The organism is Ruegeria sp. PrR005 (assembly GCF_010500245.1).
GTDB classification, from domain to species: Bacteria; Pseudomonadota; Alphaproteobacteria; order Rhodobacterales; family Rhodobacteraceae; genus Ruegeria_B; species Ruegeria_B marisflavi.
Genome location: NZ_JAAGOX010000012.1, coordinates 48,567 through 62,124, shown reverse-complemented (window position 1 = coordinate 62,124; position 13,558 = coordinate 48,567). Strand labels below are relative to the sequence as shown.

The following is a 13,558-nucleotide window of genomic DNA, read 5'->3' as shown; positions in this document are numbered from 1 at the left end:
CCGGATCAGGCCGCGTTTTTCCGGCCCGGCCCGATGCCGCCGATACGGTCCAGCAGGGCCAGGACCTGCTCCACACCCTCTCCGTGCCGGACCGAGGTGAAAACGAAGGGCCGTTCGCCGCGCATCCGGGCCGCGTCCCGTTCCATGACACCCAGATCGGCCCCGACATAAGGCGCCAGATCAGTCTTGTTGATCACCAAAATATCAGACCTCGTGATCGCGGGCCCGCCTTTGCGCGGGATCTCCTCGCCAGCGGCCACGTCGATCACGTAAAGGGTCACATCGGCCAGTTCCGGGCTGAACGTCGCCGACAGGTTGTCGCCGCCGGATTCGATCAGCACGATTTCGATATCCTGATGGCGCCGCTCCATCTCGGCGACGGCGGCGAGGTTGATCGAGGCATCCTCGCGGATCGCAGTATGCGGGCAGCCGCCGGTCTCGACGCCGATCACCCGGTCCTGCGGCAGGATTTGCATGCGCATCAGCGCCTCGGCATCCTCCTGCGTGTAGATGTCGTTGGTGATCACACCGATCGAGTGGGTGTCACGCAGCGCGCGGGCCAGCGCGGCGGTCAGGCTGGTCTTGCCCGCGCCCACCGGGCCGCCGATGCCGACGCGCAGGGGGCCATTCATCTGGGTCATGTGCGGAATATCCTCGGTTCCTGGGTTTCGTGTTGCATGGCCGCGATCTCGGCCAGAAAGGCGGTGCCGGACAAGGCTGACAGATCGGCGGCAAGGGCCGCCTCGGCCCGCGCGGCGCAGAGCGGCGCCATGCGATGGACCAGCGCCTGCGCTGCCGTCTGGCCCAGCGGCATCAGCCGTTGCGCCGCCGATACAAGGTTCGAGACAAAGGCGTGCAGGTACATCTTGGCAGTCAGGTCCACCGGCAGCCCCGCGGCGCGCGCGGCGCGGCCGATTGCAACCGGATAGGCCATGTCGGCCTCGTCGCCTCCCCAGACCTGTGACGTGATCCGGACAAAGGCCGCGCCTTGCTGAAGGGTTTCCATCCGGCGTTCGGCGGGTCCGGCAAAGGCGCGCGCCCTCGCGTCGATATCCAGCACCTCGTCGCCGGTGCCCGCACGCCAGGCCGCGACAAGAAACAGGGTATCGGACCAGCCCGAACCGAAGTCGAGCACGTCGCACAGCCAGTCTTGCAGATCGTCGGCGCTGGCCACGGTGCCAGTCTGGACCAGCCGCTCCAACCCATGCGAATAGGCAAACGATCCTACCGGATAGGCGGGCGACACCCATTGCATGAGCGTCAGCAGATCGAGATCAGTGGCCATGTGCATGCGCGTGCCCGTGATCGTGCCCGTGATCGTGCCCGTGATCGTGCCCGTGGGTGCGCCCGTGCCCATAGGCTCCGCCTTCGGGGGTAAAGGGCGCGTTGACCTCGGTCACTCTTGCGCCGAGCCTCTCCAGCATGTCGCGGATCACGTGATCCTGCCGGATCAGCAGCCGGTCCGCCTCGATCTGGCAGGGTGTGTGCCGGTTGCCGATGTGCCAGGCCAGCCGGGTCAGGTTGTCGCCCGTGATGGCCAGCAGGGGTTCGTTTGCGGCGACGACCTCGATCAGGCGCCCGTCGCCAAGCTCGAAGGCGTCGCCGCCGTCCAGCGATGTGGTCTGTGCCAGATCGACAAGAAAGTCCTCGCGATGCAGGGTAGTCAGCATCTTGCGGCGCAGAAACCGGTCTTCGTAGGTGAGCAGGACAGAGCCGTCTGGCTCGCTCCACTCACCACAACGGCGAATACTCTGGCTGGTGACGACGTGCATCTCGGCTCCCTTCAAAACAAGAAATAGCGCTGCGCCATCGGCAAGACTTCGGCGGGCTGGCAGGTGAGCAGTTCGCCATCCGCGCGCACCTCGTAGGTTTCGGGATGGACCTCCACATGGGGCAGCGCATCGTTCAGCCTCAGATCCCGCTTGCCGATATTGCGGGTGTTGCGGACGGCCAGCGTCTGTTTTGCCAAACCCAGTCTTGCGCGCACGCCATCGGCCTGCGCCGCCTCGGAGACGAAGAGCACGGCCGAGTGCTCGACCGAGCGGCCATAAGCGCCCCACATCGGTCGGGAAAAGACCGGCTGCGGCGTCGGGATCGAGGCGTTGGGGTCACCCATCTGGGCGCAGACGATGGTGCCGCCCAACAGCACCATTTCCGGTTTGACCCCGAAGAAGGCCGGGTTCCACAGCACCAGATCGGCGCGCTTGCCTTCCTCGATACTGCCAATCTCCTGCGCGATGCCATGCGCGATTGCCGGGTTGATCGTGTATTTCGCGATGTAGCGGCGGACGCGGAAATTGTCATTGTCGCCGGTTTCTTCGGCCAGACGCCCGCGCTGCTTCTTCATCTTGTCGGCGGTCTGCCAGGTGCGGATCAGCACCTCGCCCACGCGGCCCATGGCCTGGCTGTCCGACGCGATGATGGAAAATGCGCCCATGTCATGCAGGATGTCCTCGGCCGCGATGGTCTCGCGCCGGATGCGGCTTTCGGCGAATGCCACGTCCTCGGGGATCGACTTGTCGAGGTGGTGGCAGACCATCAGCATGTCGAGATGTTCCTCGACAGTGTTCACGGTAAAGGGGCGGGTCGGGTTGGTGGACGAGGGCAGAACATGATCCTCGCCGCAGATCCTGATGATGTCGGGGGCATGGCCGCCGCCCGCACCTTCGGTGTGGAAGGCGTGGATGGTGCGGCCCTTCATGGCCTTGACCGTATGTTCCACGAAGCCGCTCTCGTTGAGCGTGTCGGTGTGGATCATCACCTGCACGTCCCAGGCATCCGCCACCGACAGGCAACAGTTGATCGCGGCGGGCGTAGTGCCCCAGTCCTCGTGCAGTTTCAGCGCACACGCCCCGGCCCGCACCTGTTCCTCAAGCGCGGCGGGCAGCGCGGCATTGCCTTTGCCCGCAAAGGCAAGGTTCATCGGAAAGGCTTCGGCCGCCTGTAACATTCGCCCGATATGCCAGGGGCCCGGGGTGCAGGTGGTGGCCAGTGTGCCATGCGCGGGGCCGGTGCCGCCGCCCAGCATGGTGGTCAGGCCGGAATGCAGCGCGTCCTCGATCTGTTGCGGGCAGATGAAATGGATATGGCTGTCGAACCCGCCGGCCGTCAGGATCCGCCCTTCGCCCGCGATCACCTCGGTGCCGGGGCCGACGATGATGTCGACGCCGGGTTGGGTATCCGGGTTTCCGGCCTTGCCGATCTTGTGAATGCGCCCGTCCTTGAGACCCACGTCCGCCTTGTAGATGCCGGTCCAGTCGACGATCAGCGCGTTTGTGATCACGGTATCGACGGCGCCCGCGGCCCGCGTCTCCTGGCTTTGACCCATGCCGTCCCGGATCACCTTGCCGCCGCCAAACTTGACCTCCTCGCCATAGGTCGTCAGGTCGCGTTCAACCTCGATGATCAGGTCGGTATCGGCCAGCCGCACCCGGTCGCCGGTGGTGGGGCCGTACATGGCGGCGTAATCCGTGCGTTTGATCCGGGCGGGCATCAGAGATCTCCCATGATCCGACAGTTGAAGCCGAAGATGCGGCGGTTCCCGGACACGGGGATCAGCTGCACCTCGCGGCGCTGACCCGGTTCGAACCGCACGGCAGTGCCCGCAGCGATATCCAGCCGCATGCCCCGCGCCGCTGCACGATCGAAATCCAGCGCCGGGTTGGTTTCGGCAAAGTGATAATGCGACCCGACTTGAACCGGACGGTCACCGGTGTTGGCGACCATCAGGATGGTCGCGGTCCTGCCGGTGTTCAGTTCGATGTCGCCGGGGGCCGGGATTACCTCGCCCGGGATCATCTGTTGGCTTTCAGCCAGGCCAGAAGGGCCAGGCCACATGCGATCAGGCCCAGCGACACGGCGAGCCAGTCGCCGGAACCGTGCGGATGCAGGTGGAAGCCATCATGTGCCCAGGCAGGGGCGGCGATCAGGGTCAGCGGCAGGAAAAGCATGGTCTTCATCTGGGGTCTCCTCAGCGGATGGGTTCGTGAACGGTGACAAGCTTGGTGCCATCGGGAAACGTGGCCTCGACCTGCACCTCGGGGATCATTTCGGGCACGCCCTCCATGCATTGGGCGCGGCGCACCACCTGGGCGCCCGCTTCCATCATGTCGGCAACCGAGCGCCCGTCGCGGGCGCCTTCGACCACCGCATCGGTGATCAGGGCGATGGCTTCGGGATAGTTGAGCTTGACGCCGCGCGCGAGGCGGCGGCGCGCCACCTCTGCCGCCATGGCGATCAGCAGTTTGTCTTTTTCGCGCGGGGTCAGTTGCATGTCAGATCATCCAGGGTCTTGGCAGGGCGTTGTGGATCAGGCGGTTGAGGATCGGAACCAGCGTGCGGCGTAGCAGGAAGCTGTCCGGGGCCAGCAGGCGCATCAGCAGCATGTCTTCACCAACAAGGCTGGCACCGCCCGTGGCGGGCAGCGCGGCCCGCACCGGCGCCAGATGCGCGGCGGCATCGGGCCCAATCAGCACGAGGCTGGCCATCGCCCCGGCACCTACGGCCACGTGCGGCCGGGCCAGATGATCGGCGACATTTCCGCCAAAGTGGAGCACATCAAGATGCGCGATCCTGCCACCGCGCCGGATCTCGATCCGGTCGCTGAACTGCGCCCCGGTCAGGGTCTCGCCCATCGCCGCGCGGCCGAAAACCAGCGATTCCACCATCAGCAGGCGGGCATCCCCGGCCATGTCGATCCGCAGGTTCCGCCGGATCGCGCAGCCGTCGAACAGGATGGTTTCTTGCGGCAGCCAGTTGAGATGCGCGCGCTCGGCCAGGGTCAGGCGCGTGTCGATCCGGCCCGGCGCAGTACCCTGGGCGCGGTAGGCCCGTTCGGCCGCCTGGGTCGTAAGGGTCGCGGCGGCGCCCTTTCTGATCTCGGCGCGCAGGGAAAACCGGTCGCCGCCGGTGACGCCCCCCGCCGTATTGACCAGAACCGCCTGCACGGCGCTGTTGTCGCGCCTCGGGAACAGCAGCTTGAGCGAGCCGGACTGGCGCAGGCCCTCCAGCTCGCTGCGCCCCGTGCGTGTCCGCACCGACAGAAAGGCCTGCCCGATCGCGCGGGGCTGCGCATCGCCGGAGCGGTCGGGATGTATGTGCTGCGCTGCGGTAATCTTGGCCTCCGTCTGCGGCGTCCTTTGCTCAAAGAGACAGCACAGTGTCGGCCACGTGTCAGGGATGCAGGCTGTTTTGCATTGGCTAACCGCTGGATTTGCACGGAAATTGAGCGAATTGCGTGGCGTTGGCCTAAAAATCCGGCATCCGGCTTTGGGGTGGCGGGAAAGCTACATCCCAATGTTGCGATTCATGCTGCGATGCAGAACCGATGAGCCACCCAAGGCGCAAAAGGCCGCGCCGCAAACGGGTGTGTGGCGACCAGACGAATTGGAGCTCTGACCGGCCGCCACACGGGTGCAACAATTTGTTGCAGGGGTCACCTAGGTCGATTTGCCCTTTTCGGCAAGGCCTGGATGCGCGCCCCTGCGAGGAGACACACATGACTCACCTGAAATCCACTCTCGCAACTGCCGCACTGCTCGCCGCATTTGGCGCCCCGGCCCTGGCGGCCGACTGCCCGATCAAGGTCGGCGTGCTGCATTCGCTGTCCGGGACCATGGCGATTTCGGAAACGACGCTGAAGGACACCATGCTGATGCTGATCGAGCAGCAGAATGCCAAGGGCGGGTTGCTGGGCTGCGAGCTTGAAGCGGTGGTGGTCGACCCGGCCTCGGACTGGCCGCTCTTTGCCGAAAAGGCGCGCGAGCTGCTGACCGTGCATGATGTGGATGTGATTTTCGGCAACTGGACCAGCGTCAGCCGCAAGTCCGTTCTGCCGGTGATCGAGGAACTGAACGGTCTGCTGTTCTACCCGGTCCAGTACGAGGGCGAGGAAAGCTCGAAAAACGTGTTCTATACCGGGGCAGCACCGAACCAACAGGCGATCCCGGCGACCGATTATTTCCTCGAGGAATTGGGTGTCGAGAAATTCGCGCTGCTGGGCACCGACTATGTCTATCCCCGTACCACCAACAACATCCTTGAATCCTATCTCAAGCAGAAGGGGATCGCAGATTCCGATATCTTTGTGAACTACACGCCCTTTGGCCATTCCGACTGGTCCAAGATCGTGGCCGATGTGGTCGCCCTTGGCGCGGACGGCAAGAAGGTGGGCGTGATCTCGACCATCAACGGCGACGCCAATATCGGGTTTTACAAGGAACTGGCGGCGGCCGGCGTTTCGGCGGATGACATCCCGGTTGTGGCCTTCTCGGTGGGCGAAGAGGAGCTCTCGGGCCTCGACACCACCAACCTCGTCGGGCATCTCGCAGCCTGGAACTATTTCCAGTCGGCCGATACCGAGATCAATGCCGAATTCGTCAAGGCCTGGAAGGCCAGGATGGGCGAGGACCGGGTGACCAACGACCCGATGGAGGCGCATTACATCGGCTTCAACATGTGGGTGAACGCGGCCACCGCCGCAAGCTCCACCGATGTGGATGCCGTGCGCGCGGCAATGTACGGGCAGGAGTTTCCGAACCTGACCGGCGGCACCGCCGTCATGCTGCCGAACCACCATCTGGCCAAGCCGGTGCTGATCGGCGAGATCCAGGCCGATGGCCAGTTCGACATCATCAGCCAGACCTCCGAAGTGCCGGGCGACGCCTGGACAGACTTCCTGCCGGAATCCGCCGTGCTGATGTCGGATTGGAAGGATCTGGGCTGTGGCATGTACAACACCCAGACCAAGACCTGCGTGCAGACGCTGTCCAACTACTGACCAGACAGCGGGGAAGGGGCGTTTCGCCCCTTCCGATCCACAGGCGGAAATCATGACATGACAAGACTGATAATCGCGCTGGCGGCGCTGCTGCTGTTCTGCGCGCAGGCCATGGCGCAAGACACCACGGTACAAAGCGTGCTCCAGGCCCATCGCGAAACGATCGAGAAGGGCTCGCGCAAGTCGATCAGCGCTGCCATCGACGCAATCGCCGCCAGCGGGTTACCGCAGGCGCAGGAGGTGCTTCAGGTCTGGGCCGCCAAGGAGATGTGGCAGCGCGCGGCTGATGGTCTGTTCTTCCGCGGGACAGAGAAACCCGCCCGTCAGGTCGAGCTTTTCGATTTCGATACCGGCCAGAGCCTTGGGACAGCGAGTCGCGACAGGCTGGAGCAGATCAAGCCGAACAGTGGCGTGCGGGCGATGATCGGCACCGCGCTGGTGCAGTTTCAATTGTCAGACCCCGATCCCAACCGCCGCGCCGAGTCGCTGGATGCGATCCAGCGCAGCCCCGGCGCCGAATTGCTGGCGCCTTTGCGCGCGTCGGTCCGGACCGAGACCGAACCGGCGCTGAAAGCCCGCAAGATGCGGGTGGAACGCCTGTTGACCATCGCTTTCGATCCGGACGAGTCGTCCCGTATCGCCGCGATAGACGAGATGTCGGGCGATCTTGGCGTTGACATGCGCGCGACACTCAATCCGCTGCTGGTCACCCGCATTGCGCTGGCCGAAGGCTTGCCCGCGACCGCAAACATCCGCCGCGAGGTGGAACCAGGTGATCCCGTGCTGGGCGTGGCAGCCGCCTATGACATGCTGATCGCCGCGGGACAGGCCCAACCGATCCCGGATGCAGAGGTCCGCAAGGCGCTGTTGATCTCGAACATGGTCGATGGTCAGGTCGCCGGCGTTCCAGTCCACCGCCTCGATACCCAGGAGGCCCGCGACGCGGTCTATGTGCAACTGGCGCAGGCGGGGCTGGTGCCGCGCTGGTCCAGTGCCGAGGCGCCCGAGGTGGTGGTGACCCGGCACCGGTTCGTCGAGGTCTATTCCGAACCCTCCGCCGCCGTTACCGAAGCCGCCGAACAGGCGCTGACCGCCATCGAGATGCGTGTTGGCCTGAACCAGGCCATCGACCTAGGGCTGGATGCACTGTCGCTGGCCTCGATCTATTTTCTGGCCGCCATCGGGCTGGCGATCACCTTTGGCGTCATGGGGGTGATCAACATGGCCCATGGCGAGTTCATCATGATGGGGGCCTATACCGGCTACATGGTGCAGCAGGTGATTGCCGATCACACCCTGTCGATCCTTGTGGCGATCCCCCTGGCCTTTGCCGTCACTTTTGCCGCAGGCGTCGCGATGGAGCGGCTGGTGATCCGACATCTCTATAACCGGCCGCTGGAAACTCTGCTCGCGACCTTCGGCATCTCGATCGCCTTGCAGCAGCTGGCCAAGAACATCTTTGGCACGCAAGCGCGCCCGCTGACTGCGCCGGGCTGGCTGGACGGCGCCTGGGTGCTGAACGACGTGGTGTCGATCAGCTATATCCGCGTCGCCATCTTTGTCCTCGCGCTCATCTTTCTGGGTCTCTTTCTGTTCATCATGCGGCGCACCAGGCTGGGTCTGGAAACCCGCGCCGTGACGCAGAACCCGCGCATGGCGGCGTCGATGGGCATCAACCCCGACCGGATCAACATGCTGACCTTTGGCCTTGGCTCGGGCATCGCCGGTATCGCGGGCGTCGCCATCGGCCTCTTTGCCAAGGTCACATCGGAACTCGGAAGCGATTACATCGTGCAAAGCTTCATGACCGTGGTGGTGGGCGGTGTCGGCAATATCTGGGGCACGCTGGCCGGGGCCGCGATGATTGGCACGCTGCAAAAGGGGATCGAGTGGTTCAACCCGTCGAACACGCTGGCCGCGCAGACCTACATGATCATTTTCATCATCATCTTCATTCAGTTCCGGTCGCGGGGGATCATCGCCCTCAAGGGCCGCGCGGCGGGGGATTGACGCCATGAGAAACAGCTTTGTCGCGCGTCACCCGTCGGTGCTGGCCTTTCTTGCGCTTCTTGCCCTGTTCACCCTGGGCGTCAGCGTCCTGTCCGAAGGTTTTGGGATCGGTCTCATTTCCACCAGCTTCGTCAAGACGCTGGGCAAGACGCTGTGCCTGTGCCTTATCGCGGTCGCGATGGACCTGATCTGGGGCTATTGCGGCATTCTCAGCCTTGGTCATTTCGCCTTTTTCGGACTGGGCGGCTACATGATCGGCATGTGGCTGATGTATGAGCGCACCCGGCTCATCGTCGAAGGCTCGCTGGCCCAAGGCGCGCTGCCACCGACCGAGCAGGAGATCGTGGATGCCATCGGCACCCAGATCTTCGGCGTGGTGGGCTCCTCTGACTTCCCGCTGGTCTGGGCCTTTGCCGACAGTCTGGTCCTGCAACTGGCCATGGTGGTGCTGGTGCCGGGGCTGCTGGCGCTGGTCTTTGGCTGGCTCGCGTTCCGCAGCCGGGTGACCGGCGTCTACCTGTCAATCCTGACCCAGGCGATGACACTGGCACTGGCGCTTTATCTCTTCCAGAACGACAGCGGGCTGCGCGGCAACAACGGCCTGTCCGGATTGCAGAACCTGCCTGGGGTCGAGGCGCCGCAATCGGTGGTCAGTCTGTGGTTCTTCTGGGCCTCGGCGCTGGCGCTGGGCCTGGGTTACCTGCTGGCCGCCTGGATCGTCTCGGGCAAGTTCGGCTCGGTCATCCGTGGCATTCGCGACAACGAGGCGCGGGTGCGGTTTCTCGGCTACTCGGTCGAGATCTACAAGCTGGCCGTCTTTACCCTGACCGCCTGTATCGCCGGGATCGCAGGCGCGCTCTATTACCCGCAGGCGGGTATCGTGAACCCGGCCGAGATCGCGCCCATCGCCTCGATCTACCTCGCCGTCTGGGTCGCCATCGGCGGGCGCGGGCGGCTTTACGGGGCGGTGATCGGGGCCGCCTTTGTCAGCCTCGTCTCCTCGTGGTTCACCGGTGGACAGATCCCCGATCTGGTGCTGGGCCCGCTGGAGGTCAAATGGGTGGACTGGTGGACCATCGTTCTGGGCCTGTCCTTCGTGCTGGTAACACTCTTTGCGCCCTCGGGCATCGGCGGGCTGTTCGACCTTTGGCAGGGCAGGCGTCCTCCCGACCGGCACGGCGCCGATCTGGGCCCCGATGCAGGCGCCCTGCGCGAACAGGAGGCCACCGAATGAGCACACTTCTCGAAGTTTCCGGCGTTTCGGTCAGTTTCGACGGGTTCAAGGCGATCAACAACCTGTCCTTCCGCATCGGCCAGGCCGAAATGCGGGCGGTGATCGGGCCGAACGGGGCGGGCAAGACCACCTTCATGGACATCGTCACCGGCAAGACCCGGCCCGACGAGGGCCGGGTGCTGTGGGGCGAGCGCAGCTTGTCGCTCTTGGGCCTGTCCGAGGCGCAGATCGCCCGGGCGGGTATCGGGCGCAAGTTCCAGAAACCCACTGTGTTCGAGGATCAGAGCGTGCACGAAAACCTGCTGATGGCCCTGCAAGGTCCGCGCGGCCCCTGGTCTGTCCTGTTCTATCGCCCCAAGGCGGCCGATCTTGCGCGGGTCGGGGAACTGGCCACCGAAATTGGCCTTGCCGACCATTTGCCGCGCAAGGCGGGCGAGCTGTCGCATGGGCAGAAACAATGGCTGGAGATCGGCATGCTGCTGGCGCAGGATCCTCGCCTGCTGCTGGTCGACGAACCCGCCGCCGGCATGACCCCCGAGGAACGTGAACACACCACCGCCATTCTGGTCGAGGCGGCAAAGACCCGTGCCGTCGTGGTGGTGGAACATGACATGGAATTCGTGCGCCGGCTGAACTGCAAGGTCACCGTCCTGCACGAAGGCGCGGTCCTGGCCGAGGGCAGCCTTGATCACGTGACCGCCGACAAGCGGGTCATCGACGTTTACCTGGGACGCTGACAGATGCTGAAACTTGACGATATCACCCTGCATTACGGCCATTCGCGCATTCTGGACGGTATCTCGATGGAGGCCCGCGCGGGCGAGGTGACCTGCCTGATGGGATCGAACGGGGTGGGCAAGACCAGCCTGATCAAGGCGATTGCGGGCACCCATCCGCGCTCGGGCGGGCAGGTGACGCTGGATGGCGAGGCGCTGGGCGTGCTGCCTGCCCATGTGATGGCGCGCAAGGGCGTTGCACTGGTACCGCAGGGGCGCGAGATATTCCCGCTGCTCACCGTGCGCGAGAACCTGGAAACCGGGTTCGGCTGCCTGCCGCGATCCGATTGGCAGGTGCCCAGGGAGATGTTCCAGCTCTTCCCGGTCCTCAAACAGATGCAGAACCGGCGCGGCGGCGACCTGTCGGGCGGTCAACAGCAGCAACTGGCTATCGCGCGGGCGCTGATCACGCGGCCAAAGCTCTTGCTGCTCGACGAGCCGACCGAAGGCATCCAGCCCAACATCATCCAGCAGATAGGCGAGGTCATTTCACATCTGCGCGCCCAAGGTGGCATGGCCATCGTGCTGGTCGAACAGTTCTTCGACTTTGCCTATGGGCTGGGGGACAGTTTCGTGGCGCTCAAGCGCGGGCAGGTTTGCCTGCGGGGTCGTGCGGGCGAGGTGGCGCGGGACGACTTGCTGGCGGCGGTATCGGTCTGACTATCGCCGTCTGCGACGTTTCCAGCGGCGATAGAGGTCTACATCCATCGCCGCCACCATGAATCCCAAAGGGATCATCCAGAAGCCGAGCACAGGCAGAAAGCCGAACACGCCGCCGACTATCAGCAGCGCGCCCACCACGATGCGCAGCCCGCGCGGCACGTTGCGCCGAACACGTTGCAGCACCGGGCGCAGGCGCATGCGCAGGGCAACGCGCCGCTGGTGCCAGTCGCTCAATCCTCCATCGCCTCCAGTTCGTCGATCATGTCGGAGATCATGCTCAGGCCCTTGTCCCAGAATTTCGGGTCGCTGGCATCCAGGCCAAAAGGCGCCAGAAGCTCCTTGTGGTGTTTGGAGCCGCCTGCCTTCAGCATGTCGAAATACTTCTCCTCGAACCCTTCGGCGCCCTCGGCGTAGACCGAGTAGAGCGCGTTCACCAGCCCGTCGCCGAATGCATAGGCATAGACGTAGAAGGGCGAGTGCACAAAATGTGGGATATAGGCCCAGAAGCTTTCATAGCCTTCCATGAAATCAAACGCGGGCCCAAGGCTTTCGCCCTGCACGCTCATCCACAGATCGCCGATATCCTCGGGCGTGAGTTCCCCCTGGCGGCGTGCGGCGTGCAGCTTGCATTCGAAGTCATAGAACGCGATCTGGCGCACCACCGTGTTGATCATGTCCTCGACCTTGCCGGCCAGCAGCACCTTGCGCTGCTCCCGGGTCTCGGCCTTTTCCAGCATCTTGCGGAAGGTCAGCATCTCGCCGAACACGCTTGCGGTCTCGGCCAGCGTCAGCGGGGTCGAGGAGAGCATTTCGCCCTGACCGGCGGCCAGCACCTGATGCACGCCATGGCCCAGCTCATGGGCCAGCGTCATCACGTCGCGCGGCTTGCCCAGATAGTTGAGCATCACATAGGGGTGCACATCGGTCACGGTGGGATGGGCAAAGGCGCCGGGGGCCTTGCCGGGCTTCACGGCCGCGTCGATCCAGCCCTTGGAGAAGAAGGGCGCGGCGATTTCCCCCATGCGCGGGTCAAAGGCCTCATATGCCTCCATCACCATGCGCTCTGCCTGCGCCCAGGGGATGGTGCGGGTGTCTTCCATCGGCAGCGGCGCGTTACGGTCCCAGACCTGCATCCGGTCCAGCCCCAGCCATTTGCGTTTTAATTCGTAATAGCGGTGGCTCAGCTTGGGATAGGCGGCGACCACCGCTTCGCGCAGGGCCTCGACCACCTCGGGTTCCACGTCGTTGCTGAGGTGACGACCGGTCTGGGCGCTGGGCATCTTGCGCCAGCGGTCGATCACTTCCTTTTCCTTGGCGGCGGTGTTGTGGACGCGGGCGAAGGTCTTGATGTTCTCGCCAAAGACGCGCGCCAGCTCGTGGGCGGCAGCCTCGCGCTTGCTGCGGTCCTGCTCGGTCAGCAGGTTCAGCGTACCCTCGATGTTCAGCTCTTCGCCGTCGATGTCAAAGGTCAGCCCGGCGATGGTCTCGTCGAAAAGCCGTTCCCAGGCGTCGCCGACCACGCCCAGATCGTGCAGGAAGCGTTCCAGTTCATCGCTCAACTGATAGGGTTTCATTGCGCGGATGCGGCGGAACACGGGCGCATAGCGGGCCAATTCTGCGTTTTCCGCAAACCGCACGGCCAGAGCGTCATCCTCGATCCGGTTCAGCTCCAGCGTGAAGAACACCAGCGGCGTGGTGAAATTGGTGATCTTTTCCTGGCAATCGGACATGAACTTGGCCCGACCCCCGTCGATGGTCAGCTGGTAATAGCGCAGGCCCGCAAAGGACATGATGCGCCCGGCGATGGCGCTGATCTTCTCATTGCGCTGCACACAGGTCAGCAGGGCGTCCGCATCCAGATCGGCCAGCTTGCCCTCGTAATCGGCGGCGAATGCGGCACATTCCGCTTCCAGCCAGTCGAGGTCGCGCTTCAGGTCCGGCGCATCCTCGCCGGAATAAAGGTCGCTCAGGTCCCATTCGGGCAGGTTGCCAAGATCCTTGGAACCGGAACCGGCATTGGCGTCGCGAAGGGGAAAGGGCAGATGAAACATGTGGGCCTCGTCATTTCTGGTTGCCCCACACTTAAGGAGCGTTGCC

General features: G+C 64.3%; 15 protein-coding genes. 5 read left to right on the top strand and 10 right to left on the bottom strand.

Annotation, left to right across the window (positions count from 1 at the left end):
- Nucleotides 1-5: 5 nt before the first annotated feature.
- From ureG to G0P99_RS10175, 8 genes are read right to left on the bottom strand one after another with little or no spacing between them, the layout of a single operon-like run.
- Complete coding sequence (gene ureG / locus G0P99_RS10210; RefSeq protein ID WP_164129419.1) at nt 6-641, bottom strand: urease accessory protein UreG; 636 nt, start codon at nt 639-641, stop codon at nt 6-8.
- Nucleotides 638-1,357, bottom strand: a complete 720-nt coding sequence (locus G0P99_RS10205) for an urease accessory protein UreF (protein WP_370462748.1) — start codon at nt 1,355-1,357, stop codon at nt 638-640. The genes ureG and G0P99_RS10205 overlap by 4 nt, the downstream gene beginning before the upstream one ends.
- Nucleotides 1,275-1,772, bottom strand: coding sequence for an urease accessory protein UreE (gene ureE, locus G0P99_RS10200; RefSeq protein WP_164129417.1), 498 nt, complete (start codon nt 1,770-1,772; stop codon nt 1,275-1,277). Before ureE ends, G0P99_RS10205 begins: the two co-directional genes overlap by 83 nt.
- Before the next feature lie 11 nt (nt 1,773-1,783).
- Nucleotides 1,784-3,493 carry an urease subunit alpha gene (ureC, locus tag G0P99_RS10195; protein WP_164129415.1) on the bottom strand — a complete coding sequence of 570 codons (1,710 nt, stop codon included), beginning with the start codon at nt 3,491-3,493 and terminating at the stop codon, nt 1,784-1,786.
- Complete coding sequence (locus G0P99_RS10190; protein ID WP_164129413.1) at nt 3,493-3,798, bottom strand: urease subunit beta; 306 nt, start codon at nt 3,796-3,798, stop codon at nt 3,493-3,495. Before G0P99_RS10190 ends, ureC begins: the two co-directional genes overlap by 1 nt.
- Complete coding sequence (locus tag G0P99_RS10185) at nt 3,795-3,959, bottom strand: hypothetical protein (protein ID WP_164129303.1); 165 nt, start codon at nt 3,957-3,959, stop codon at nt 3,795-3,797. The genes G0P99_RS10190 and G0P99_RS10185 overlap by 4 nt, the downstream gene beginning before the upstream one ends.
- Before the next feature lie 11 nt (nt 3,960-3,970).
- Nucleotides 3,971-4,273 (bottom strand): urease subunit gamma, encoded by a 303-nt coding sequence (locus G0P99_RS10180; protein WP_164129411.1) that lies wholly within the window; start codon nt 4,271-4,273, stop codon nt 3,971-3,973.
- A gap of 1 nt (nt 4,274) precedes the next feature.
- Nucleotides 4,275-5,036, bottom strand: a complete 762-nt coding sequence (locus G0P99_RS10175; RefSeq protein WP_164129409.1) for an urease accessory protein UreD — start codon at nt 5,034-5,036, stop codon at nt 4,275-4,277.
- A gap of 461 nt (nt 5,037-5,497) precedes the next feature.
- Between G0P99_RS10175 and urtA the strand changes: the two genes are divergently transcribed.
- From urtA to urtE, 5 genes are read left to right on the top strand one after another with little or no spacing between them, the layout of a single operon-like run.
- Nucleotides 5,498-6,778, top strand: a complete 1,281-nt coding sequence (gene urtA, locus G0P99_RS10170) for an urea ABC transporter substrate-binding protein (protein WP_164129407.1) — start codon at nt 5,498-5,500, stop codon at nt 6,776-6,778.
- A gap of 57 nt (nt 6,779-6,835) precedes the next feature.
- On the top strand, nt 6,836-8,788 hold the full coding sequence (gene urtB / locus G0P99_RS10165) for an urea ABC transporter permease subunit UrtB (protein WP_164129405.1): 1,953 nt from the start codon (nt 6,836-6,838) through the stop codon (nt 8,786-8,788).
- Nucleotides 8,789-8,792: 4 nt separating this feature from the next.
- Nucleotides 8,793-10,022 carry an urea ABC transporter permease subunit UrtC gene (gene urtC, locus G0P99_RS10160; RefSeq protein WP_164129403.1) on the top strand — a complete coding sequence of 410 codons (1,230 nt, stop codon included), beginning with the start codon at nt 8,793-8,795 and terminating at the stop codon, nt 10,020-10,022.
- Nucleotides 10,019-10,759, top strand: a complete 741-nt coding sequence (gene urtD / locus G0P99_RS10155; protein WP_164129401.1) for an urea ABC transporter ATP-binding protein UrtD — start codon at nt 10,019-10,021, stop codon at nt 10,757-10,759. Before urtC ends, urtD begins: the two co-directional genes overlap by 4 nt.
- A gap of 3 nt (nt 10,760-10,762) precedes the next feature.
- Nucleotides 10,763-11,458 carry an urea ABC transporter ATP-binding subunit UrtE gene (gene urtE / locus G0P99_RS10150; RefSeq protein ID WP_164129399.1) on the top strand — a complete coding sequence of 232 codons (696 nt, stop codon included), beginning with the start codon at nt 10,763-10,765 and terminating at the stop codon, nt 11,456-11,458.
- On the opposite strand, the gene G0P99_RS10145 is transcribed toward urtE, so the two are convergent.
- Entirely contained in the window at nt 11,459-11,695 is a 237-nt protein-coding gene (locus G0P99_RS10145; RefSeq protein ID WP_239059763.1) for a hypothetical protein, read from the bottom strand.
- Nucleotides 11,692-13,512 carry a M3 family oligoendopeptidase gene (locus G0P99_RS10140; protein ID WP_164129398.1) on the bottom strand — a complete coding sequence of 607 codons (1,821 nt, stop codon included), beginning with the start codon at nt 13,510-13,512 and terminating at the stop codon, nt 11,692-11,694. Before G0P99_RS10140 ends, G0P99_RS10145 begins: the two co-directional genes overlap by 4 nt.
- Nucleotides 13,513-13,558: the final 46 nt, after the last annotated feature.